The following is a 21,481-nucleotide window of genomic DNA, read 5'->3' as shown; positions in this document are numbered from 1 at the left end:
GGCCCGGCCGACGTCGCCCGGCGGTGATGCTGCTGCGCCCCGCCAGCGCGGCGGCAGTCCCGCAACCAAGACCCGCCCTTGAACTGGAATCAGGACCGGCACGCCTCCGCTGGTCCAGCGCCTCCGGCCAGGCGCGACCCCCGGTTTGGGCGGGGCGGTTGGCGGGAGCGCGTGACCACAGGTTCCCCCGCATCATTTCGGTCGCGCGCTCCCGTCCACCAACGAGTGAGCTCTCTAGAGCGGGTGGGCGTAGCGGAGTTGCGGCACCGGCTCGCCGCTGACCGCCTCGACGCGGGTGCCGCCGTCCGGTGCCCAGCCGCCGCGGTCGTAGAACCGCCGCGCCCGCCCGTTCGCCTCCAGCACCCACAGCACGGCCCGGTCGCCGCCCAGGGTGGCCAGTTGGTCGAGCGCGTTGCCCATCAGCAGCCGTCCCACCCCGGTGCCGACCAGGCCGGGGTCCACGTGGATCGCGTACAACTCGGCGGCGCCGGGCAGCTCGCTCGGTCCCACGTAGGTGAAGCCGACCAGCCGGCCCGCGGCCTCGGCGACGGTGAGCCGGTGCGTCTCGCGTTCCCATTTCCACCGCTCGACCCACCATGCGGACAGTGCGTCGCCGGTCAGCCGGCCCAGCGTTTCGGCGGACAAAATTTCGGCATAGGCGGCGCTGCGGGAGCGATAGTGCAGCGCACCCACCTCCGGAAGGTCAACATCATTTCCGGTACGCAGGGCGACGCTCATCGGACGAAACTAACCGACCCGGCATCGGGATGCGCATGAGGTCCTCGGCCAGCACGATGTCGCCGGCGAACTCGGCACGGGCCTCGTCGAGGAACCGCGAGGCGTCCGGGTAACGCTGGGAGAAATGCGTGAGGACCAGAGTCCGTACGCCCGACTCGCGCGCCACCGCGGCCGCCTGGGCCGCGGTCAGGTGGCCGACCTGGCCGGCCAACTCGGTGTCCTCGGTCAGGAACGTCGACTCGATGACCAGCAGGTCCACGCCCTCGGCCAGGGCGTAGACGTTGTCGCACAGGCCGGTGTCCATCACGAAGGCGAAGCTCTGCCCGGTGCGGACCCGGCTCACCTCGTCGAGCGTGACCGCGCCGAGGCGCCCGGTGCGCTGCAGCTCACCCACGGCCGGCCCGGCGATGCCGTGCGCGGCCAGCCGTTCCGGAATCATCCGGCGGGCGTCCGGCTCGACCAGGCGATACCCGTACGTGGGCACCGAATGCCAGAGTGGCAGCGCGGTGAGGCGCCCCGCCGGGGTCTCCACCGCGAAGGCCGCGCCACCCACCGGGCCGCTCACTGGGCCGCTCACTGGGGCAGGGACGATCTCGGCGTGGTCCCAGTAGCTGGTGGCGTGCCGGAGCCGCTCGTAGAACTCCTGGCCCTCGGCCGGGTAGTGCACGGTGACCGGGTGTTTGACCCGGTCGAGCGAGATCCGTTGCAGGATGCCGGGCAGGCCGAGGCTGTGGTCGCCGTGGAAGTGCGTGATGCAGATCCGGCGCAGCGGGGTGACCGCGAGGCCGGCCAGCATCATCTGCCGCTGGGTGCCCTCGCCGGGGTCGAAGAGGATCACCTCGGAGTCCCAGCGCAGCAGGTAGCCGTTCTGGCTGCGATACCGGGTCGGCACCTGGCTCGCGGTGCCGAGCACCACCAACTCACGCATCGTGTCCTCGCAAAGGTAAGGGCGACGCAAATGAAGCGACCCCTGGGGACTTCCACGCACGCGAACGGGCGTGGTCCGGTCGGACAAGGCCGGATCCCCAGGGGTCGGGTGGCTGTCTGATACTCGCCGGACCGCTGCCACACGGTCTCGACGCCTTTACGAAAGCTGTCGAGGACAGCGGCTAGCGGACAGCCACCTCACGAGTCCCGTTGATACTCAACTCTGGACCACCTCCCTTCACGTGTACCGCCACGTTAATCAGAGAGGCGGGTTGCCGCCAACGCTTTATCTCACTAGAGGCGCGGGAATACCCTCGGCGACATCTCGGTGCCCTCGACCGCCAGCGAAGCCGGGCCCACGATCAGCTGGTCCGGGACGCCCACCACCTCTTCGTCCTTGTTGTCATAGTCGAAGCGGTTCAGGACGTGCCGCATGGCCTCGAGCCGGGCGCGCTTCTTGTCGTTGCTCTTCACCACCGTCCACGGGGCGTCGGCGGTGTCGGTGTAGAAGAACATCGCCTCCTTCGCCTCGGTGTAGTCGCCCCACTTGTCCAGCGAGGCCAGGTCGTTGGGGGAGAGCTTCCACTGCCGGACCGGGTCGACCTGCCGGATCGCGAACCGGGTGCGCTGCTCGCCCTGGGTCACCGAGAACCAGAACTTGACCAGGTGGACGCCCGACCGCACCAGCATCCGCTCCAGCTCCGGGGTCTGCCGCATGAACTCGAGGTACTCGGCGCGGGTGCAGAAGCCCATCACCCGCTCCACGCCGGCCCGGTTGTACCAGGACCGGTCGAACAGCATGATCTCGCCGGCGGCCGGCAGGTGCTTGATGTAGCGCTGGTAGTACCACTGGGTGCTCTCGCGCTCGTTCGGTTTCTCCAGCGCCACCACGGACGCACCGCGCGGGTTGAGGTGCTCCATGAAGCGCTTGATCGTGCCGCCCTTGCCGGCCGCGTCCCGGCCCTCGAACAGGATCACCAGCCGCTCACCGCTGCTCTTGCACCAGTTCTGCAACTTCAGCAACTCGATCTGGAGCAGCCGCTTCTGGTGGTCGTACTCGGAACGCGGCATCCGCTCCGCGTACGGGTAGTCCTCGCGCCAGGTGTCCACCGGGCTGCCGTCCGCGTTGAGCAGGACCGGGTCGTCGTCATCGTCGTCGGCCACCCGGTATCCGCCCAGAGCCTCCACCGGGCCGTCGTACGGCTCGCTGACCGGCTGTTCCTCGTGCTGCTGCTCCGCCTCCGACTGCATGCGTGAATGCATACCCACGTCCGCCCACCCCTGAACGGGACGACAGCTGAACTTCAGTTGAGCCATTTCCGAAGCTTGTTCTTCCGCGACTGCTCGATGACCCCCGGGAGATCCGCGTAGGTGTCCCGGCCGACCTGCTCCTGCCGGGCATAGAGCACGCCGAACCAGAAACTGTCCGGGCCGAGGTCGAGCAGCAGTTCGCGGGCCACCACCGAGTCCTGGTGCGAGCCGAGTACGTCCTGCAGGTCGGTCAGCCGGTCGATCAGCTTCTTGGCCGGCTTGCCGCCGTCCGGCGCGAAGACCTCCACCGCGTACCGGGCCCGCTTGTAGGCCTTGCGGGCGTCGTGCAACTCGTGGTCCTCGCCGGCGGCCATGGCCTGGTCGAGCAGGCCGTCCGCCTTGGCGAGGCTCTTGCGGGCCCGGCCCAGCGGATCTTTCTCGCCGGTACCCGGGCTGTCGGCGAGCGCGTCGACCCGGTCCAGCAGGGCCAGGTAGCGCTCGCTCTCCAGGACCTCGGCCAGTTCGGCGCGGCCGCGGTCGACCTGGGCGTCCAGGTGCTCGGCGATCCGGCGCGCGGCATCGGCGAAGTCCGGGCCGGCATTTTGCACCTCGGCGAGCAGCTTGCCGCGCTGCACCTGACCGTCGCGGACCGTGCCGAGCAGGTCGGCCAGCCATTTCAGCTCGGGGGCCACCTCGGCGAAGTCGGGGAAAGAGCGCTTGAAGGTGCGCAGAGTGCTGCGCAGGCGGCGGGTGGCGACGCGCATCTTGTGCACCGCCTCGGGGTCGCCCTGACGGACCCCCGGGTCGAACTCGGCGAGGGCGTCGCGCTGCTCACGCGCGTACGCGATGACTGGAGATTTTGACTTTCTGCCGGGTTTGCTGGCCGCGAGCCGACCGTGGAGCGCCCGAGCGACCTTCGACGGGCCGGCCGCCGGGGTCGCACCGGCCGCGAGCAGGCGGCTCTCGACCGCCTCGAGCAGTTCAGGGGAGCCGTCGACCAGCTCGACCTCGACCTCCTGCCAGCGCTGCTCGCCGCCGTCGGCCTCGGCGGTGACACGGTCCTGGGCGATCAGCGCGAGCGTGGTGCCCTCGGCGTCGCGCAACGGCGTCTCGACGCGCGTGGTGAACAGCCGGGCCACCGGCTTGAGTGGTCGGCGCCGCGCGAAGACCCGGACCAGGCTGCGCAGTTCGGCCGGCACCTGATCGGGCTCGTCGTTCAGGGGCAGGCGGTGCTCGGTGCGGCTGGTGCCGCTGCCCGGGGTCTTGAGGTGCCAGCCGGCGTCGCTGCCCCCGGTGCGCCGCCGCAGGGTGCGCTTGTGGCGCATCAGGTGCAACTCGTCGGTGTCGAAGTAGGTGGCGTCGAGCTCGTGCGTCTCGGCGTCGTCGGCCCGCGCGATGCCGGCCGTGCCCACGAGCCGAGGCAGCTGGAAGCCTTCGGGGACGTCGTACTTGCGTTCGGTCTCGTTGGCGATCTCCATTAGTTCATGTTGCCCGAGCCGCGCGCGCAGACACAGACCAAACGATTGGCAGCTTCTGCACAGGTGGATCCCAGCTTCGGCTGTCACCGTCGGGACTCATGGAGAAGCCCGACCGCCGTCCCATCTCACTGACCGGCCTGGGCCTGATCAGCGCCGGTGCCGTGCTCGGCCTGGCCCTGTCCACCCCGGCGGCCGCGGCGCCCACCGACACGCCACAGCCCAAACCGGCCCCGATGGCGGAAAAGGACGACCGGCCCTAACCTCCCTCACCGCGGAGATAGAGGGCCCTCGAATAGTTCGCGGTGGCCGCACTGAAATACATCGTGGCGAGCCCGACGTGAAAACTGTTGTCGGTCAGCGCGTTCTTCGCCGGTGCCGACCCGGACCAGCGAATCTCGGCGTCCGAGGCGCTGATCCCGCGCCGCTCACAGCGCAGCCGGTTCATTTCCTTACCGGTCTTCCACGTTTCCAGCGCATTCTCGGCCTGACGCATCATCGCCCGAGCCTGCTCGGCCAGCGACTCGGCCAGGGTCCAGGCGGCGCGTTCCTCCTCGCTGTTGAAGCCTGGCAAAGGACACCTCCTCATCGACACATCGACTCCCAGTTTGCGGAGCAATGTCGGGACATGTCGATCTTTTCCACTCCCAGGCATGAAATCCGGTACGGGGCCTACCCCTGCCGCAGCGGCGCTTATTCGTGCACGGCCCAGACGGCGCGAGGGTCGCGGGCGCTTTTCCCGCTCCATGCCACTAGTCCCTCGTCCCGCAGCGCGCGCAGGCGAGTGATAGTCCACGGCCGGCTCATGCCGAGAGTCTCTGCCAAGTCTCCGGTGCCCAGAGGGCCGACGCCGACCGTAGGGTGTCGAGGACGCACTGGCTTCCGGGTGGCAAACGAGCCTCGACTCGCGGATCGATGCGGGGGATATCGGCGAGGGTCAGCCGGACGCTTCCCTGCGTCTGGACATACACGGGATCGCTGAGGCCGACACGTCGCATCTCCTCGAAAATTCGTTTGATTCCTTCACCCAGCTCCAGCCCGATGCGCAGGTCCGCACAGACGCGCGCGATTCGCGGGTTGCGGGCGAAGCGACTGATTTCGAGCGGCTTGGCGGGGTTGGCCAGGCCGGGAAATCTTCCAGGGCTCTCGATTTCTATGCGGTTCGGGTAGATTTCCACCCGGATATGGTCGCCGGACAGGCTGTATGACCGGTGAATCACCGCATTGACAAGTCCTTCCAGCCAGGCGTCGCGGGGCACGATGGGTGCCGCCTCGAATCGGCCAGCGGGAGAGAGCGATCGCCGTTGCGGTATCATCCTCTCGATTTCGGCGGTAGCTCTTTGTACGGCCCACGGGATCGATCCTTCGACCCGGATGTCCATGCCCTCCTCTACGCCCAGCCTGGCTCCTGTGCCGCGCTCCACCCCGAGGAACCGAATGATCCGGATGTATGCCTGCGGGAAGAGGATTTGCGGGGTCCTGCCGAACAGCAGATAGCCCGCGTTGGTGACGTGGCCCTTCAGCGTAAGTAGACTCCGGGCGTTGAAAACGTCCTTTATCGATCGCGACTGCACGCCGATTCGACTCTGATAAGCCTCGACCAGGCCTTCGTCGATATCCGAGAGAGAAACCCCCTCGGCCGCGAATCCATCGAACTGGGCCTGACCCTTGTCGAATTCGAGCTCTCGGCGCTGGGGGAGAGGTCAGCGCGATTGGTGCCTGCCGAAGGTCGTTCAGCTTGCCGCGTACGCGGTTCAAGCCTTGGATCTCCGGACGGTCCAGTCCGACGACGACTGTCCCGCCCTCGGCGTTCGCGAAAGCCACGAGCGCTTCGGCCAGCTTCTTGGGTTGGATCGATGCAGCCTTCCGGTCGAACCACTGGTCCTCGGGCACAGCCAGCAGCAGCCTGCCAACTTCCTCTGGGGCGGCGGCAAGCGCGGACGCTTCACGGCCGGTCGCGCTGTTTCGAGTGTGGTTGCGAGTAGCGAGCCGCCGGTTTCGGTTGGGCGCGCCGGTCTCCACCGGGAAGGACGAGTTGGGCTCGTACCCCATCGCGGATACGAGCCCGAATACAGCGATCGTCAGTCAACCCGGGCGACGCCGACCGGGCAGGTCAGGCCGTTGGGGCCGTGATTGCAATAGCCGTTGGGGTTCTTGGTCGGGGCCAAGTACTGCTGGTGGTAGTCCTCGGCGTAGAAGAACCTGGTCAGCGGCTTGATTTCCGTGGTTATCTCGCCATGGCCGGCTGCTGACACCACCGGCTGGAATGCGGCCTCGGACGCCTTTGCGGTGGCCAGTTGGGTATCGGTGGTGGTGTAGATCGCCGAACGGTACTGGGTGCCCACGTCGTTTCCCTGGCGCATGCCCTGGGTCGGGTCGTGGTTTTCCCAGAAAGCCTTCAGCAAATCCTCGAACGCGATTTTCGCCGGGTCGTACACGACCTGGACCACCTCGGTGTGGCCCGTCGAGCCGGAGCACGTCTCCTCGTAGGTGGGGTTCGCGGTCAAACCGCCCGCGTAGCCGGCTGCCGTGGAGAAGACCCCGGGCAGCTTCCAGAAGATGCGCTCGGCGCCCCAGAAACAACCCATGCCGAAGACCGCAACCTCGAGGTTGGCCGGCCACGGGCCCTTCAGCGGGGTGCCCAGCACCTCGTGCGTGTCGGCGATCGGCATCTCCAGCAGGCGGCCCGGCAGGGCCTGGTCGGGGGTGGGCAGCTCGAGCTTCTTGTGCCGCAGGAACACGGTCACTCCCTTCGTCCGCCTCGTGTAACGCCGGGGGTGCGGCCGGCCTTACCCGAGTTGCTTGGCGATCTTCTCGGCGTACTCGGTGGCTTCCTCGTCGGACGCGTATTTGTGCCGGGGCCAGAAGAAGCCGCGCAGGCCGTCGCCCTTGGTGCGGGGGACGACATGGGTGTGCAGGTGCGGGACCGACTGGGACACGATGTTGTTGACGGCCACGAAGGTGCCCTGACTGCCGAGCGCGGCCGGCACCGCTGCCGCGATATTCCGTACAAGTCCGAAATATTCCGGCAGGACGGCCGGGTCGAGATCGGGCAAGGTCACTACGTGCGTACGCGGCACCACCAGGACGTGGCCCTTGAAGACCGGGCGGGTGTCGAGGAAGGCGACCCCGGCCGGGCCGTCGAAGACCTTGAACGCGGGTATCGAGCCCGCCACGATGCCACAGAACACACAGTCCGCCACCAGGTGAGACTAGCCTTGCGGAACATGACGGCTAACAGCTACGGCTTCGACACCCTCGCCATCCACGCCGGGTCCGACCCGGATCCGCGGACCGGTGCGGTGGTGCCACCGATCTACCAGACGAGCACGTACGCGCAGGATGCCGTCGGCGCGCCCCGTCTCGGGTACGAGTACAGCCGCTCCGCCAACCCCACTCGCGACGCCCTCCAGGAGTGCCTGGCCGCGATCGAGGGCGGCCGGCGCGGGCTCGCCTTCGCCAGCGGGCTGGCCGCCGAGGACACCCTGCTGCGCGCGGTCTGCCGGCCCGGCGATCATGTGGTCATCCCGGGTGATGCGTACGGCGGCACTTATCGCCTTTTTGCCAAGGTTTTGGAGAACTGGGGGCTGGACTGGACCGCGGTCCCGCTGGACGATCTCGACCAGGTGCGCGCCGCCTTCCGGCCGGGTGTGACCCGGATGATCTGGGTGGAGACGCCGACCAACCCGCTGCTCAACATCGCCGACATCCCGGCGCTGGCCGGCCTGGCGCACGAGTACGACGCGATGCTGGTGGTCGACAACACGTTCGCCTCGCCCTATCTGCAGCAGCCGCTCGCGCTCGGCGCCGACGTGGTCGTCCACTCCACCACGAAATACCTGGGTGGACACTCCGACGTGGTGGGTGGGGCGCTGGTCACCGCGACCGACGATCTGGGGGACCAGATCGCATTCTTCCAGAATGCGATGGGTGGGGTGAACGGTCCCTTCGACGCCTGGCTCACGCTGCGGGGGATCAAAACATTGGGCGTACGCATGGACCGGCACTGTGACAACGCGGAGCGCATCGTCCGGTACCTGACCGAGCACCCGGCCGTGGCGAGCGTCCTGTACCCCGGCCTGGACACCCACCCGGGGCACGAGGTCGCGGCCAAGCAGATGCAGCGCTTCGGCGGCATGGTGTCGTTCCGAGCCGCCGGCGGGCCCGAACAGGCCATCGCGGTCTGCAACCGGACGAAGCTCTTCGTGCTCGCCGAGTCGCTCGGAGGCATCGAATCGCTGATCGAGCACCCGGGACAGATGACACACCTGTCCGCTGCGGGCTCGCCGCTTGAAGTCCCCGCCGATCTCGTGCGACTGTCTGTCGGCATCGAGAGCGTTGACGATCTGCTCGCCGATCTGGAGCAGGCGCTCGGCGGAGACTGAATACGGAGCAGGGGATGTCGGACGGTTCTAGCTGGGTTGGTGCCACGGCCAGGCAGATCTCCCGGGCGGTGCGGCGCGGCGACGTGAGTGCGACTCAGGTCGTCGCCGACACCATCGAGCAGATCTCCATCTCCGACCCATCGCTGGACGCGTTCCGGGTGGTCCGGGCCGGCGAGGCGCTCTCCGAGGCGGAAAAGGTCGACGACCAGGAAGACCTCGCCAACCTGCCGCTGGCCGGGGTGCCGGTGGCGGTCAAGGAGAACACCGCGGTCGCCGGCCTGCCCACCTGGTGCGGCTCGGCGGCGGCCCGCAAGCCGGTCGCGGAGCAGGACCACGAGGTGGTGCGGCGGCTGCGCGGAGCCGGTGCCATCGTCGTGGGCGTCACCAAGATGCCCGAGATGGGGCTCTGGGCGGTGACCGACGACGGCGACGGGCCGACCCGGAACCCGTGGGACCGCGACCGGACGCCGGGCGGCTCGTCCGGCGGTTCGGCCGCCGCGGTCGCGGCCGGGCTGGTGCCGATGGCCCAGGGCAACGACGGGCTCGGTTCGATCCGGATCCCGGCGGCCTGCTGCGGGCTGGTCGGGCTCAAGCCGGGCCGCGGCGTGATCCCCGCCGAACTCGGCATCGACAACTGGTTCGGCCTGGTGGAGAACGGCGTGCTGACCACCACGGTGGCCGACGCGGCGCTGGGCTTCGCGGTGCTGGCCGGTCGCGAGCCGGCCAAGCTGGTCGAGCCGGACCGGCTGCGGATCGGCGTCTCGACCCGCTCGCCGGTGGTCGGCGTCCGGCCGGACGAGGCAAACCTCGGCGCCGTGGCCACCGCGTCGAAACTGCTGGTCGAAGCCGGGCACGACACCGTGACGGCCGACCCGCCGTACCCGGTCTCGCTCGGCATCCGGGTGCTGGCCACCTGGTTCGCCTCGGCCTACCGGGAGTCGACCGAGTTGGACCGCACCCGGCTTCAGCCGCGCACCCGCAACCACATCCGGCTCGGCAAGTGGGCGCTGCGCAGCGGACTGACCGGGCAGGCGCCGCGGGACGCGTTCCGAGAGCGGTCGATCAAGTTCTTCGCCGACCACCACGTCGACCTGCTGCTCACCCCGGCGCTGGCCGCCGCGCCGCCGCTCGCCGAAGGGCTGTCCACCGGGTCCTGGCGGCGCAACATGTCGGCCAGCATGCGGTACGCACCGTACGCCGCCCCCTGGAACGTGGCCGGCCTGCCGGCCATCGTGTTCCCGGTCGGCCTGCGCCCGGACGGCCTGCCGCTCGCGGTGCAACTGGTCGGCCCGCCCGACTCGGAACTGCTGCTGCTCGCGGTGGCCGGCCAGTTCGAGGTCCGCAACCCCTGGCAGCGACACGCCTTCGGCTGACCGGGTGGCAGCATCGGGGTCATGAATCTCCTCTCGCTGGCCGACATCGAGGCGGCGCGCACCCTGCTCGGCGACGTCGTCAAGACCACGCCGCTGATCCCGTCGCGCCTGCTCACCGAGATCGCCGGGGTGCCGGCCTGGCTGAAGTGCGAGAACCAGCAGCGGGCCGGGTCGTACAAGGTCCGCGGCGCGTACACCCGGATCGCCCGGCTGTCGCCGGCCGAGCGGGCCCGGGGCGTGGTCGCGGCGAGTGCCGGCAACCACGCGCAGGGGGTGGCGCTGGCCGCCGGGCTGCTCGGCGCCCGGGCCACCGTCTTCATGCCGGAGGGTGCGCCGCTGCCCAAGGTCACCGCCACCAAGGGGTACGGCGCGGCCATCGAGTACGCGGGCAACAGCGTCGACGACGCGCTGGACGCGGCCCGGGTGTTCGCCGCCGAGACCGGTGCGGTGCTGATCCACCCGTTCGACCATCCGGACGTGATCGCCGGGCAGGGCACCGTCGGCCTGGAGATCATCGAGCAGTGCCCGGAGGCGACCACGATCGTGACGGCGGTCGGCGGCGGCGGGCTCATCTCGGGCATAGCGGTGGCGGCCAAGGCGCTGCGACCGGCGATCCGGGTGGTCGGTGTGCAGGCCAGCGGCGTGGCCGCGTACCCGCCCTCACTGGCCGCCGGGAGGCCGACCAAGCTGCCGCACGGCGTCACGATCGCCGACGGCATCGCCGTGCGGCGGCCCGGAGATCTGCCGTTCGCGCACGTCAGCAAGATGGTCGACGACGTCGTCACGGTCACCGACGAGGATCTGTCGGCGGCCCTGCTGGTGCTGTTGGAGCGGCACAAGATGGTGGTGGAGCCGGCCGGCGGCGCGGCGGTCGCGGCCCTGCTGACCGGTGCCTACCGCCCGCCCGCGGACGGCCCGGTGGTGGCCGTGCTGTCCGGCGGCAACATCGACCCGATGCTGCTGCTGCGGGTGATCGAGCACGGGCTGGCCTCGGCGGGCCGCTTCCTGCGCCTGGCCGTGCGCTGCGGCGACCGGCCGGGCGAGCTGGCCCGGCTGCTGGCCGAGATCGCCGAGCAGCGGGCGAACGTGGTGGACGTGGCGCATTCGCGGGAGAGCCCGCGGCTCAGTTTCGGCGAGGTCGAGGTGGCGCTTTCGGTGGAGACCCGCGGCCCGGACCACTCGGCCGCGCTGATCAGCATGCTGCGCGGGTCGGGTTACCGGGTGGCCCTGCTCTCCGACGCCACCCCATAACGACGAAACGGCGGCCGGGAACAACCCGGCCGCCGTACCGCCAAAAGGATGATCAGCCCTCGAACGGGCCGAACTTGACCACCGTGACCTTGATGTCGGCGCCGGAGGGCGCCGTGTAGGTCACGGTCTGGCCGGTGCTGCTGCCGAGGATCGCCCTGCCGAGCGCCGACTCGGGGCTGTACACCGTCAGGTCGGTGGTCGACGCGATCTCGCGGGAGCCGAGCAGGAACGTCTCGGTGTCGGTCTTGTCGTCGTCGAAGTAGATCGTGACGACCGAGCCGGGCTGCACACTGTCGGCGGACGGTGCCTCGCCGACCTCGGCGTTGCGCAGGAACTCCTTGAGGTACTGGATGCGGCCTTCCTGCTTGCTCTGCTCCTCGCGGGCGGCGTGGTAACCGCCGTTCTCCCGCAGGTCACCCTCCTCGCGGCGCGCGTTGATCTCAGCGGCGACCACGGGACGAGCGGCGATCAGCTCGTCGAGCTCAGATTGCAGCCGGTCGTGAGCGTCCTGAGAAAGCCAAGTCTTGGGCGCCTCTGAACTGGACACGGTCGATCTCCTTGCTGGAACGGGGAACGCTCAACATCGCCAAACATGCTGAACGGAGCGAATCACCAAGCTTACCAGCGGTACGCACGGCGCCTGGATTGCTCGATCTTGCACTATTCAAACGGCGGGCGACAGTGGGTCAACCGGCCGGTTGACAACGAATGACGTCGCCTACCGAGGCCCGTTCGGTGGTGTCCACCGGTTCCTCGGCCCGGATGGTGGTTTCGCCGGGTTCGGGGCTTACCACGGCGGTTCGCTGGCCGACCTCGTTCCCCTCGAAGTCGCGGGCCCGCAGCACGCACGAGGCGGACCGGCCGGCCGGCACCCGGACCGTGAACTTGATGATCATGCGAGTGTCGGTGGGCTCCTGCCAGCCGACGATCTGGGCGCGGTAGTCGAGTTGGCCGTACCGCTCGTAGAGGCGCACCGAGAGCAGCGCCGACGCGGCCAGCACCACGGCCAGGGCGATGATCGGCAGCACCGGCCGCCGCCTGCCGGAACGCCGCCGACCGTACCGGCCCGGCGGGAAGGCCGGAGTTGTGGCGCGCGTCTCGCTCACCTGACGACCTCTCGTGCGTTTCTTGTCGGGGGGATCGGCCAGAATGGCAAGGTCCATCCTTCCCATGCCGGCTCCAGTGTTACAGCCGGCCTGAGCCACCCGACCCGCAGGGAGTTCTCCGGTGACCGAGCAGATGCGTCTCATGGCGGTGCACGCCCACCCCGACGACGAGTCGAGCAAGGGCGCCGCCACCATGGCGAAGTATGTGGCGGACGGGGCTAAAGTGCTGGTCGCGACCTGCACCGGTGGCGAGCGGGGCAGTGTGCTCAACCCCAAGATGGATCGGCCCGAGGTGCTGGCCGACATCACCAACATCCGCCGGGCCGAGATGGCCCGGGCGCGCGAGATCCTCGGCGTCGACCAGGCCTGGCTCGGTTTCGTCGACTCCGGGCTGCCCGAGGGCGACCCGCTGCCGCCGCTGCCCGAGGGCTGCTTCGGGCTGATGGACCCCGAGGAGGCGGCCAAGCCGCTGGTCAAGCTGATCCGCGAGTTCCGGCCGCACGTCATGACCACGTACGACGAGAACGGCGGTTACCCGCACCCCGACCACATCATGTGTCACAAGGTCTCGGTGGCCGCCTTCGAGGCCGCCGGCGACCCGGAGAAATACCCCGAGCTGGGCGAGCCGTGGCAGCCGCTGAAGCTGTACTACAACTCCGGCTGGACCCGCGCCCGGATGCTGGCCCTGCACGAGGGCATGCTGTCGGCGGGCCTCGAGTCGCCGTACACCGAGTGGCTGGAGAAGTGGTCCGACCGCGACGACCGGGGTGACCGGATCACCACCCGGATCGAGTGCGGTGACTTCTTCACGGTCCGCGACGACGCGCTGCGGGCGCACGCCACCCAGGTCGACCCGGACGGCTTCTGGTTCCGCATCCCGCTCGAACTGCAGCAAAAGGTGTGGCCGACCGAGGACTTCGAGCTGGCCCGCTGCCTGGTCGACAGCCCGGTGCCGGAGTCCGACCTCTTCGCCGGTATCCACGAGCCGGCCGACGCTCACTGAGCAGTACCATCAGCGGGTGGACATCTTTTCGGTCAACAACTTCGGCGACACCCGCTCCGGCGGACTGGCAGGTCCCATGGGCCTGTTCGTCATCGTGCTGTTGGTCATAGCGACTGTCCTGCTGATCCGCAATATGAACAAGCGCATTCGTCGGCTTCCCGACAGTTTTCCTGACGCCGAGCAGACACAGCGTGAGGCGGAGATTGCGCGTCTGAATGCCGACCTCGAGCGTCCCGGCGCTGAGACGAATCCGTCTCACGTCGACCAGGATCGATCGTCAGCCGGTCCGCCGGCTACGAAAGACGAGGTTAAAGGCATTACTACTGAGGGTGATGCCGCCCCCGCGAAAGGCGACCAGGGCCGCGTTTAACCTAGTCGCAGGTGGTTCGACGTCGTCGTCGATCAATACTCTCCGTATTGGTCAGACGTAAAGCGGACACGCGTCGTGCGTCAACCCCTGTTCTGTTCATCGGGATTGATTTAGCCTTCCGCCCGGGGGCCTCAACGGCCCTGACCCTGCGCGGAAGGGGGCGCCGAAAATGACCATTCCCCGCCCCCGGCTTTCGCTCCTGCAGATGCACGTGCATTCGCGAGTGCCGCACGTGAACTGGGACAACTCATGACCGCCCCTCCGGTGACCGACGCGGCCGTCCGTCGATCATGGACGGACCTGGCCGGCCTCGCGGGCCGGTCCAAAGCCGTTCGCGCGCTTACCGCCGCAGTGCTCGGCACCGCCGTTCTGGTGGCCGTCATCGGGGCGCTCCTGCCCGTTCCGCGACCCGCCGACCGTCCACTCTCGGTAATGGCCGGAATGGGCCTGGCGGCACTGCTCGTGGCCGCCGGGCAACTCGCCCGGCTGCGGTTCCGGCTCGGCCGCGGTCTCGTGTCCATCTCCTGGGGCGAGGCGGCGTTCGTCATCGGCTTCGTGGTGGCGCCGCCCGGCTGGATACCGGCCGCCACCCTGATCGGCGCCGTGGTCGCCTGGGCTTTGCTGTCCTGGCTGGACGAACACCGCAACGTCGCCGAGGTCGCGCACCTGTCGGCGTCGCTCACCCTCGGCGCGGCCGGCGCCACCACGGTGGCCGCCCTGCTCGCCGGCGACGCCCCGGTGCTCAGCGCGCGGATGCAGGCCGCGCTGGTGGCCGGTGCGCTCACCTACCTCCTCATCACGTTCGGGCTCGCGGCGCTCACCCTCACGGTGCACCGCGACGCGGCGGCCGGGCAGATCTTCACCCGGGTGCCGTACGCGAAGATCCCGATGTTCGTGGGCAACGTGCTGATCGGTCTCGGCGCTGTCTACGCCCTGATCCGCGGCCCGATCTGGCTGGTCGGCTTCCTGCCCGCGCTGTGGCTGCTGCAGCGCACCTACCGCTTCCACCTGCGCGCCGAGGAGGAACGCCGGATGTGGGAGGCGTTCGCGGCCGCCACCGCGGCACTGCCCGGCGGCACCGAGTCCGAGGTGGTCGCGGCCGGCCTGCGCGGTGCGCTCGACGTCTTCGGCGCCCGGCGGGTGGAGATCGAGGTGCGCACGCCGGCCGGCGAGCGGCGGTACGCCGAGGACGGCCCCGGCCAGGACAACGCGATCGCCGGACTGCCCGGTCCGGCCATCACCCGGTCCATGGCGGTGTCCGGTGAGATCGTCGGCGAGCTGACCGTCTGGCTGTCCGAGCCGACCCTGCCGGCGCCGCGGGACGAGGCCGCGATCTCCGCGTACGGCGACGCGCTCGGTGCCGCACTGCATGACGCCGCCGCCCACGAGCAGGTCGCCGAATTGCAGCAGCGGGTCGCCTACGACACCGTGCACGACCAGCTCACCGGCCTGAAAAACCGGGCCACCCTGCTGACCGAGGGCGACCACGCGGTGCGCCGGCTCGACCGCGACCGGCACGTGGCCCTGCTGCTGCTCGACGTGAACAGCTTCCGCGAGGTCAACGGCACGCTCGGGCATGGCTGCGGCGACGAGGTGCTGCGACTGATCGCCGAGCGGCTGGCCGACCTGTCCCGCGAGAACGAACTGGTGGCGCGCACCGGCGACGACGAGTTCGCGCTGCTGGTGCCGGCCATCGCCGGGCTCGCCGACTCGACCACGCCGCTGCACGAGGTGCCCAGCCCGTTGCCGCTGGCCCTGCGCCGGGCGCGCGAGCTGGTCGAGCACATCGGACTGCCGATGGAGGTGGCCGGTGTCCGCCTGGCCGTCGAGATCGCGGTGGGCGTGGCGGTCGCGAAGGCCGGCCGAGCCGACCTGTCCGAGCTGGTCCGGCGCGCGTCGCTCGCTCTCGACCAGGCAAAACAGCAGGAAGTGGCGATCGCCACGTACGACAGCACTCATGATGCGGTGACCACCGACGGCCTGGCCCTGCTCGCCGAGCTGCAGGACGCGCTGGCCGCCGACGATCAAATCGTGCTCGAGCTGCAGCCCGCGGTCGACCTGGTCACCTCGGCGCCGACCGGGATCGAGGCGCTGGTCCGCTGGCGGCACCCGCGGCGCGGACAGCTGTCGCCGAACGACTTCATCCGGACCGTCGAGCACACCGAACTGCTCACCCCGTTCACCCGCCGGGTCCTCGACTTGGCGCTGTCCGCCGCCGCGAGCTGGAACGCGGCCGGCGTCGACCTGCCGGTGTCGGTGAACGTGTCGGCCCGCAGCCTGCTCGACCCCACCTTCCCGGCCCAGGTCGCCGAGGCTCTGCGCCGGCAGCGCACCCCGGCGTCCCGGCTGGTGCTGGAGATCACCGAGTCGGTCGCGGTGAGCGAACTGCCGATCGTCGACGACGTGCTGGCCGAGCTGCGCGACTCCGGCGTCCAGCTCTCCCTGGACGACTTCGGCACCGGCTACAGCTCGCTGGCCATCGTGACCCGGGCCCCGTTCGACGAGATCAAGATCGACCGCTCGTTCGTCGACAACATGATCGACTCCGCGGCGGCCGAGGCGGTGGTCCGCGGTGCCGTCGAACTCGGCGCGAGGCTCGGCGTCCGGGTGGTCGCCGAGGGCGTCGAGACCATCGAGCAGCGGGCCGCGCTGATCGCGCTCAACTGCCCCACCGCGCAGGGCTACCACTTCTGCAAGCCGATGCCGATCGACCGGATCGTGCCGGCCCTCATCCAGCTGGCCGAGTCGGCGCCGACCCGGCTGCGCCCGATCCGGGCGGACGACGCCTCGTAGCGCGCCGGACTTCCTGGCCATGGCCGCACGGACGGGGCCGAACTGGCAGGATGGTGACGGCTAGGTATTGGTCCCGGACGGAGTACACCCATGCCGGTCGGACGGCTGCACCACGTGAACCTCGACTGTCCGACCCGGCGGCACTGGCGGCATTCTGGAGCCGGTTGCTCGGTGACCCGTGCGCGGCGGTGCTCGGCCTGGGCGCCACCGAACTTGACGGGGATGCCGTGAGCACACATCGAGGTCAGGAGCAGCAGGGATGTCCAACCGGCTAGCCGACGCCACGTCGCCATACCTGTTGCAGCACAAGAACAACCCGGTCGACTGGTGGCCGTGGACAGAGGCCGCCTTCGAGGAAGCCCGCCGCCGTGACGTACCGGTCCTGATCTCGGTGGGCTACGCCGCCTGCCACTGGTGTCACGTGATGGCGCACGAGTCCTTCGAGGACGAGGCGGTCGCCCACCTGATGAACGAGGGCTTCGTCTCGATCAAGGTGGATCGCGAGGAGCGCCCCGACGTCGACTCGGTCTACATGACCGCCACCCAGGCGATGACCGGGCAGGGCGGCTGGCCGATGACGGTGTTCGCCACCCCCGAAGGCGACCCGTTCTTCTGCGGCACCTACTTCCCGAAGGCCAACTTCGCCCGGCTGCTCGGTGCGGTCGGCACGGCCTGGCGCGAGCAGCGGGACGAGGTGGTGCGGCAGGGCGCCGCGGTGGTGCAGGCCATCGGCGGCACCCAACTGGCCAGCGGGCCGACCGCGCCGGTCTCGGCCGAACTGCTCGAGACCGCGGCGGCCGGCCTGGCCAAGGAACACGATCAGACGTACGGCGGATTCGGCGGCGCGCCCAAGTTCCCGCCGCACATGAACCTGCTGTTCCTGCTGCGGCACCACCAGCGCACCGGTTCGCCGGAGGCGATCGAGATCGTCCGGCACGCGGCCGAGCAGATGGGCCGCGGTGGCATCTACGACCAGCTGGCCGGCGGTTTCGCCCGGTACGCGGTGGACGCGACCTGGACCGTCCCGCACTTCGAAAAGATGCTCTACGACAACGCGCTGCTGCTGCGGGCCTACACCCAGCTGTGGCGGATCACCGACGACCCGTTCGCCCGCCGGATCGCCGACGAGACCGCGGCGTTCCTGCTGCGCGACCTGGCCACGCCGGCCGGTGGGCTGGCCTCGGCGCTGGACGCGGACACCGACGGGGTGGAGGGTCTCACCTACGCCTGGACCCCGGCCCAGCTCACCGAGGTGCTGGGGCCCGACGACGGCGCCTGGGCGGCCGACCTGTTCCGGGTCACCGCGGACGGCACGTTCGAGCACGGCACCAGCGTGCTGGTGCTGGCGCGAGACATCGACGGCGCCGAGCCGTCGCTGGTCCAGCGATGGCAGGACGTACGCGCGCGGCTGCTGGCGGCCCGTGCCGAGCGCCCGCAGCCGGCCCGCGACGACAAGGTGGTGGCCTCCTGGAACGGCCTGGCGGTGACGGCGCTGGCCGAACACGGCGTGCTGACCGGCTCCGCCGACTCGCGCTCGGCCGCCATCGCCCTGGCCGAGGTGCTGGCCACCCGCCACCTGATCGACGGCCGGTTGCGCCGGGTCTCCCGCGACGGCACGGCGGGCGAACCGGCCGGTGTGCTGGAGGACTACGGCTGCGTGGCCGAGGCGTTCCTGGCCGTGCACCAGCTGACCGCCGACGGCCGCTGGCTCGACCTGGCCCGCCGGTTGCTCGACGTGGCGCTGGCCCACTTCGGCACCGGCACGGGCGGCTTCTACGACACCGCCGACGACGCGGAACGCCTGGTCACCCGCCCCGCCGACCCGACCGACAACGCGACCCCGTCCGGCCTGTCGTCGATCTGCGCGGCGCTGGTCACCTTCGCGGCCCTGTCCGGCGAGACGCCGTACCGCGAGGCGGCCGACGAGGCGCTGAAGCACGCGGCCCCGCTGTTCGCCGGTCACGCCCGCTTCGCCGGCTACAGCGCCGCCGCGGCCGAGGCGGCGCTGGCCGGCCCGTACGAGATCGCCATTGCCACCCACGACCCGGACGATCCCCTGCTGGCCGCCGCCCACCGCCACGCCCCACCCGGCACGGTGATCGTCGCCGGCGAACCCGATCGCCCGGGCGTCCCGCTGCTGGCCGACCGCCCGCTCCAGAACGAGCGCGCGACGGCGTACATCTGCCGGGGGTTCGTCTGCGACCGCCCGGTGACCGACGTCGCCGAGCTGACCGCCCGCCTCTCGACCTGAGCTGGGCCGTCGTTACGCTTGGCGGGCGATGGATATCCGAACCGGTCTGCCCGTAGTCGGCATGGTGGGAGGCGGGCAACTGGCCCGGATGACCCACCAGGCCGCGATCGCCCTTGGTCAGTCGCTGCGCGTGCTGAGCGTGTCGGCCGATGACAGTGCCGCGCTGGTGGCCGCCGACGTGCGGATCGGCACGCACACCGATCTGGCGGCGCTGCGCGAGTTTGCGAAGGGGTGCGAGGCGGTCACGTTCGACCACGAGCACGTGCCCACCGACCACATCGAGGCGCTCGAGGCCGAGGGCGTCAAGATTTTTCCGGGCTCCCAGGCGCTGGTGTTCGCGCAGGACAAAGGCCTGATGCGGGAGCGGCTCGCGGCGCTGGGGGCGCCGGTGCCGCGCTGGCGGCGGGTTAACTCGGCGGGAGAGATCGAGAGCTTCGCGGCGGGCTCCTGGCCCGTCGTGGCCAAGGCAACCCGAGGGGGGTACGACGGGAAGGGCGTGTGGATGCTCTCCTCGCCGGCCGAGGCCGCGGAACTCGTGGCGACCGGCACGCCGCTGATCGTCGAGGAGCGGGTGGTGCTGCGGCGCGAGCTCGCGGCCCTGGTGGCGCGGTCGCCGTTCGGGCAGGTCGCGGCGTATCCGGTGGTGGAGACGGTGCAGCGGGACGGCATCTGCGTCGAGGTGCTGGCGCCCGCCCCGGGCCTCTCCGAAGACCTGGCCGTGGAGGCCCAGCAGTTGGCCATCGACCTGGCGCGGTCGCTCGGCGTGGTGGGGTTGCTGGCGGTCGAACTGTTCGAGACCGACCGGGGCATCGTGGTCAACGAACTCGCGATGCGCCCGCACAACTCCGGGCACTGGACCATCGAGGGCGCCCGCACGTCCCAGTTCGAGCAGCACCTGCGGGCCGTCCTCGACTACCCGATGGGCGAGACCTCGCTGGCGGCGCCCGCGGTCGTGATGGCGAACGTGCTGGGCGGCCCGCCCGGCGGCATCTCGATCGACGAGCGCCTGCACCACCTGTTCGCGGACGATCCGGGCGCCCGCGTGCACCTGTACGGCAAGCAGGTCCGCCCCGGCCGCAAGATCGGCCACGTGACGGTCCTCGGCGACGACCTGACCTCGGTGCGGGCACGCGCGGCCCGCGCCGCCCAGTGGCTTCAGGAAGGCGAGTAATGGCACCGGTGGTCGGCATCATCATGGGCAGCGACTCGGACTGGCCCACGATGGAGGCGGCGGCGGTGGCGCTGGCCGAGTTCGAGGTGCCGTTCGAGGTGGGCGTGGTGTCGGCCCACCGCACCGTGCGCAAAATGGTCGACTACGCCGAGTCGGCGGCCGACCGCGGCATCCAGGTCATCATCGCGGGCGCCGGCGGTGCGGCCCACCTGCCCGGCATGGTGGCGTCGCTGACCCCGTTGCCGGTCATCGGCGTACCGGTGCCCCTGAAGCACCTCGACGGCATTGACTCGCTGCTGTCGATCGTCCAAATGCCCGCCGGCATCCCGGTGGCCACGGTCTCGATCGGCGGCGCACGCAATGCGGGCCTTTTGGCGGTACGCATCCTGGCCGCCGCCGACCCCGCGCTGCGCGCCCGGATGACCGCCTTCCAGGCAAGCTTGGAAAAACTGGTGGCCGAAAAAGACGCCGCGCTGCGCGACCGCCTGCTGGGGTAGCGTCCGTCCCATGATGCGGCGCTGGCGTGGCTCAATAGTCCTGTTCGCGTGCGGCGTCGTGGTGGGCGGCGCCATGCTGGCCTCCGGCGCCGTGACCGGCGGCGTAGTGCTGTTCCTGCTCTGCTCGGTGGGCGCCGCGGTGCTGTCCCCGCGCGCGTTCCCGCCCTCGGTGACCGACGCGCAGGCCCGCAACGCCACCGCCACCGACGGCCGCCCGATCGTCTACTGGCGACCGGGTTGCCCGTTCTGCATGCGTTTGCGGGCAAGCCTGGGCCGCCACGCCACCCGCGCCCACTGGGTAGACATCTGGGCAGACCCCGCCGGGGCAGCCTCAGTGCGCGAAGCCACCGGCGGCGACGAGACGGTGCCCACAGTGGTGTTCCAGGGCCAGCCCCACGTCAACCCCAACCCTCAGCTGGTCCGCGAAATGCTCCAGCGCGCCTGACCCCGGCCGTTTCGCAGCCGGCGGGGTCATCCGATCGCGCTCCGCGCATGTCTCGCCTAGCTGTGCCGCGGGCCGCTCGGCCGGCGCTGCCTTCGCGCGCGGGGTGCTGTTTGGCGGTGCTGTTTCGCCGGTCGAGATCTTGCTGAGCTGTTCGCTGGCTGCCGATCTTGTGGAGCTGCTGCAACCGGCGATCCGGAAATCGACGACCTTCACGCGCGCCGTGGGGATCGTGGCGACTTGCAGCACCTGGCATAGCACCTGGCAGACACCACATCGACAAGAACTGGCTGTGCAGACCGCCAAGCGATGCCTTTTGGGGCATTGGCCGGTTATGTTCCGGTGGTGATGCCGGATTGTGAGAGTGTCCGGTCGGCAGCTGATGCGGGGCGACTCGGGCCCGGTGCGATATGTCGCTCTGTGGACTGAGTCAACTCGGTGGGGTCGA

21 protein-coding genes and 1 pseudogene are annotated in these 21,481 nt (G+C 70.0%); 11 read left to right on the top strand and 11 right to left on the bottom strand.

The annotated features are described in order from the left end of the window. Window positions 1–234: 234 nt before the first annotated feature. From Ari01nite_RS16855 to Ari01nite_RS16840, 4 genes are all read right to left on the bottom strand, one after another. On the bottom strand, window positions 235–738 hold the full coding sequence (locus tag Ari01nite_RS16855; RefSeq protein ID WP_203782206.1) for a GNAT family N-acetyltransferase: 504 nt from the start codon (window positions 736–738) through the stop codon (window positions 235–237). Beyond that, on the bottom strand, window positions 710–1,666 hold the full coding sequence (locus Ari01nite_RS16850) for a ribonuclease Z (protein WP_203782205.1): 957 nt from the start codon (window positions 1,664–1,666) through the stop codon (window positions 710–712). The genes Ari01nite_RS16855 and Ari01nite_RS16850 overlap by 29 nt, the downstream gene beginning before the upstream one ends. A gap of 293 nt (window positions 1,667–1,959) precedes the next feature. Beyond that, the gene (gene ppk2, locus Ari01nite_RS16845) at window positions 1,960–2,916 is read right to left on the bottom strand and encodes a polyphosphate kinase 2 (RefSeq protein WP_203782204.1); all 957 of its coding nucleotides are present in this window, start codon (window positions 2,914–2,916) and stop codon (window positions 1,960–1,962) included. A 53-nt stretch (window positions 2,917–2,969) separates the two neighbouring features. Then, on the bottom strand, window positions 2,970–4,394 hold the full coding sequence (locus Ari01nite_RS16840) for a CYTH and CHAD domain-containing protein (RefSeq protein WP_203782203.1): 1,425 nt from the start codon (window positions 4,392–4,394) through the stop codon (window positions 2,970–2,972). A gap of 98 nt (window positions 4,395–4,492) precedes the next feature. On the opposite strand from Ari01nite_RS16840, the gene Ari01nite_RS16835 reads away from it, so the two are divergent. Next, window positions 4,493–4,654 carry a hypothetical protein gene (locus Ari01nite_RS16835; RefSeq protein WP_203782202.1) on the top strand — a complete coding sequence of 54 codons (162 nt, stop codon included), beginning with the start codon at window positions 4,493–4,495 and terminating at the stop codon, window positions 4,652–4,654. Here Ari01nite_RS16835 and Ari01nite_RS16830 read toward each other — a convergent pair. The 5 genes and pseudogenes from Ari01nite_RS16830 to Ari01nite_RS16805 form a co-directional block, all read right to left on the bottom strand. Beyond that, a complete protein-coding gene (locus Ari01nite_RS16830; RefSeq protein WP_203782201.1) occupies window positions 4,651–4,965 on the bottom strand; it encodes a hypothetical protein in 315 nt (104 codons plus the stop codon). The two genes, Ari01nite_RS16835 and Ari01nite_RS16830, sit on opposite strands and share 4 nt — an antisense overlap. 229 nt (window positions 4,966–5,194) lie before the next feature. Next, on the bottom strand, window positions 5,195–5,965 hold the full coding sequence (locus Ari01nite_RS16820; RefSeq protein ID WP_203782199.1) for an ATP-binding protein: 771 nt from the start codon (window positions 5,963–5,965) through the stop codon (window positions 5,195–5,197). A 133-nt stretch (window positions 5,966–6,098) separates the two neighbouring features. After that, window positions 6,099–6,443 (bottom strand): annotated as a pseudogene (locus Ari01nite_RS51400) (AlbA family DNA-binding domain-containing protein); the annotation flags it as partial. Window positions 6,444–6,472: 29 nt separating this feature from the next. After that, window positions 6,473–7,132: a peptide-methionine (S)-S-oxide reductase MsrA gene (msrA, locus tag Ari01nite_RS16810; RefSeq protein WP_203782198.1), complete on the bottom strand. Its 660-nt coding sequence runs from the start codon at window positions 7,130–7,132 to the stop codon at window positions 6,473–6,475. 48 nt (window positions 7,133–7,180) lie between these two features. Beyond that, the gene (locus Ari01nite_RS16805; protein ID WP_203782197.1) at window positions 7,181–7,594 is read right to left on the bottom strand and encodes an HIT family protein; all 414 of its coding nucleotides are present in this window, start codon (window positions 7,592–7,594) and stop codon (window positions 7,181–7,183) included. Window positions 7,595–7,618: 24 nt separating this feature from the next. On the opposite strand from Ari01nite_RS16805, the gene Ari01nite_RS16800 reads away from it, so the two are divergent. From Ari01nite_RS16800 to ilvA, 3 genes are read left to right on the top strand one after another with little or no spacing between them, the layout of a single operon-like run. Continuing rightward, window positions 7,619–8,776, top strand: coding sequence for a cystathionine gamma-synthase (locus Ari01nite_RS16800; protein ID WP_203782196.1), 1,158 nt, complete (start codon window positions 7,619–7,621; stop codon window positions 8,774–8,776). A 14-nt stretch (window positions 8,777–8,790) separates the two neighbouring features. Beyond that, entirely contained in the window at window positions 8,791–10,149 is a 1,359-nt protein-coding gene (locus Ari01nite_RS16795; RefSeq protein ID WP_203782195.1) for an amidase, read from the top strand. 21 nt (window positions 10,150–10,170) lie between these two features. Further along, a complete protein-coding gene (gene ilvA, locus Ari01nite_RS16790) occupies window positions 10,171–11,400 on the top strand; it encodes a threonine ammonia-lyase (RefSeq protein WP_203782194.1) in 1,230 nt (409 codons plus the stop codon). A 52-nt stretch (window positions 11,401–11,452) separates the two neighbouring features. Here ilvA and greA read toward each other — a convergent pair whose 3' ends face one another. Next, complete coding sequence (greA, locus tag Ari01nite_RS16785; RefSeq protein ID WP_203782193.1) at window positions 11,453–11,947, bottom strand: transcription elongation factor GreA; 495 nt, start codon at window positions 11,945–11,947, stop codon at window positions 11,453–11,455. A 139-nt stretch (window positions 11,948–12,086) separates the two neighbouring features. Beyond that, on the bottom strand, window positions 12,087–12,506 hold the full coding sequence (locus Ari01nite_RS16780) for a DUF4307 domain-containing protein (protein ID WP_239162799.1): 420 nt from the start codon (window positions 12,504–12,506) through the stop codon (window positions 12,087–12,089). A 142-nt stretch (window positions 12,507–12,648) separates the two neighbouring features. On the opposite strand from Ari01nite_RS16780, the gene mca reads away from it, so the two are divergent. From mca to Ari01nite_RS16745, 7 genes are all read left to right on the top strand, one after another. After that, window positions 12,649–13,509 (top strand): mycothiol conjugate amidase Mca, encoded by an 861-nt coding sequence (mca, locus tag Ari01nite_RS16775; protein WP_203782215.1) that lies wholly within the window; start codon window positions 12,649–12,651, stop codon window positions 13,507–13,509. Window positions 13,510–13,585: 76 nt separating this feature from the next. Then, window positions 13,586–13,879, top strand: a complete 294-nt coding sequence (locus tag Ari01nite_RS16770; protein WP_239162800.1) for a hypothetical protein — start codon at window positions 13,586–13,588, stop codon at window positions 13,877–13,879. A gap of 249 nt (window positions 13,880–14,128) precedes the next feature. After that, window positions 14,129–16,672 carry a putative bifunctional diguanylate cyclase/phosphodiesterase gene (locus tag Ari01nite_RS16765; RefSeq protein ID WP_203782190.1) on the top strand — a complete coding sequence of 848 codons (2,544 nt, stop codon included), beginning with the start codon at window positions 14,129–14,131 and terminating at the stop codon, window positions 16,670–16,672. Window positions 16,673–16,931: 259 nt separating this feature from the next. Continuing rightward, window positions 16,932–18,923, top strand: a complete 1,992-nt coding sequence (locus tag Ari01nite_RS16760) for a thioredoxin domain-containing protein (protein WP_203782189.1) — start codon at window positions 16,932–16,934, stop codon at window positions 18,921–18,923. Window positions 18,924–18,951: 28 nt separating this feature from the next. Beyond that, window positions 18,952–20,094 (top strand): 5-(carboxyamino)imidazole ribonucleotide synthase, encoded by a 1,143-nt coding sequence (locus Ari01nite_RS16755; protein ID WP_203782188.1) that lies wholly within the window; start codon window positions 18,952–18,954, stop codon window positions 20,092–20,094. After that, entirely contained in the window at window positions 20,094–20,591 is a 498-nt protein-coding gene (purE, locus tag Ari01nite_RS16750; protein ID WP_203782187.1) for a 5-(carboxyamino)imidazole ribonucleotide mutase, read from the top strand. The genes Ari01nite_RS16755 and purE overlap by 1 nt, the downstream gene beginning before the upstream one ends. Before the next feature lie 10 nt (window positions 20,592–20,601). Continuing rightward, window positions 20,602–21,036 carry a glutaredoxin domain-containing protein gene (locus tag Ari01nite_RS16745; protein ID WP_203782186.1) on the top strand — a complete coding sequence of 145 codons (435 nt, stop codon included), beginning with the start codon at window positions 20,602–20,604 and terminating at the stop codon, window positions 21,034–21,036. Window positions 21,037–21,481: the final 445 nt, after the last annotated feature.

Origin of the sequence: Paractinoplanes rishiriensis (genome assembly GCF_016862375.1) — a bacterium.
GTDB lineage: Bacteria > Actinomycetota > Actinomycetes > Mycobacteriales > Micromonosporaceae > Actinoplanes > Actinoplanes rishiriensis.
Note: the sequence above shows the minus strand (reverse complement) of the source record. Positions and strands in the feature narration are given on the sequence as shown.

Bases quoted from the DNA above. Each gene is read 5' to 3' on its own strand.
- Ari01nite_RS16755 (WP_203782188.1), top strand. From the start codon at position 18,952: ATGGATATCCGAACCGGTCTGCCCGTAGTCGGCATGGTGGGAGGCGGG.
- purE (WP_203782187.1), top strand. From the start codon at position 20,094: ATGGCACCGGTGGTCGGCATCATCATGGGCAGCGACTCGGACTGGCCC.
- Ari01nite_RS16840 (WP_203782203.1), bottom strand. From the start codon at position 4,394: ATGGAGATCGCCAACGAGACCGAACGCAAGTACGACGTCCCCGAAGGC.
- Ari01nite_RS16855 (WP_203782206.1), bottom strand. From the start codon at position 738: ATGAGCGTCGCCCTGCGTACCGGAAATGATGTTGACCTTCCGGAGGTG.
- Ari01nite_RS16770 (WP_239162800.1), top strand. From the start codon at position 13,586: ATGGGCCTGTTCGTCATCGTGCTGTTGGTCATAGCGACTGTCCTGCTG.
- Ari01nite_RS16765 (WP_203782190.1), top strand. From the start codon at position 14,129: ATGACCGCCCCTCCGGTGACCGACGCGGCCGTCCGTCGATCATGGACG.
- Ari01nite_RS16760 (WP_203782189.1), top strand. From the start codon at position 16,932: ATGTCCAACCGGCTAGCCGACGCCACGTCGCCATACCTGTTGCAGCAC.
- ilvA (WP_203782194.1), top strand. From the start codon at position 10,171: ATGAATCTCCTCTCGCTGGCCGACATCGAGGCGGCGCGCACCCTGCTC.
- ppk2 (WP_203782204.1), bottom strand. From the start codon at position 2,916: ATGCAGTCGGAGGCGGAGCAGCAGCACGAGGAACAGCCGGTCAGCGAG.
- Ari01nite_RS16800 (WP_203782196.1), top strand. From the start codon at position 7,619: ATGACGGCTAACAGCTACGGCTTCGACACCCTCGCCATCCACGCCGGG.
- Ari01nite_RS16835 (WP_203782202.1), top strand. From the start codon at position 4,493: ATGGAGAAGCCCGACCGCCGTCCCATCTCACTGACCGGCCTGGGCCTG.
- Ari01nite_RS16745 (WP_203782186.1), top strand. From the start codon at position 20,602: ATGATGCGGCGCTGGCGTGGCTCAATAGTCCTGTTCGCGTGCGGCGTC.
- Ari01nite_RS16850 (WP_203782205.1), bottom strand. From the start codon at position 1,666: ATGCGTGAGTTGGTGGTGCTCGGCACCGCGAGCCAGGTGCCGACCCGG.
- Ari01nite_RS16795 (WP_203782195.1), top strand. From the start codon at position 8,791: ATGTCGGACGGTTCTAGCTGGGTTGGTGCCACGGCCAGGCAGATCTCC.
- mca (WP_203782215.1), top strand. From the start codon at position 12,649: ATGGCGGTGCACGCCCACCCCGACGACGAGTCGAGCAAGGGCGCCGCC.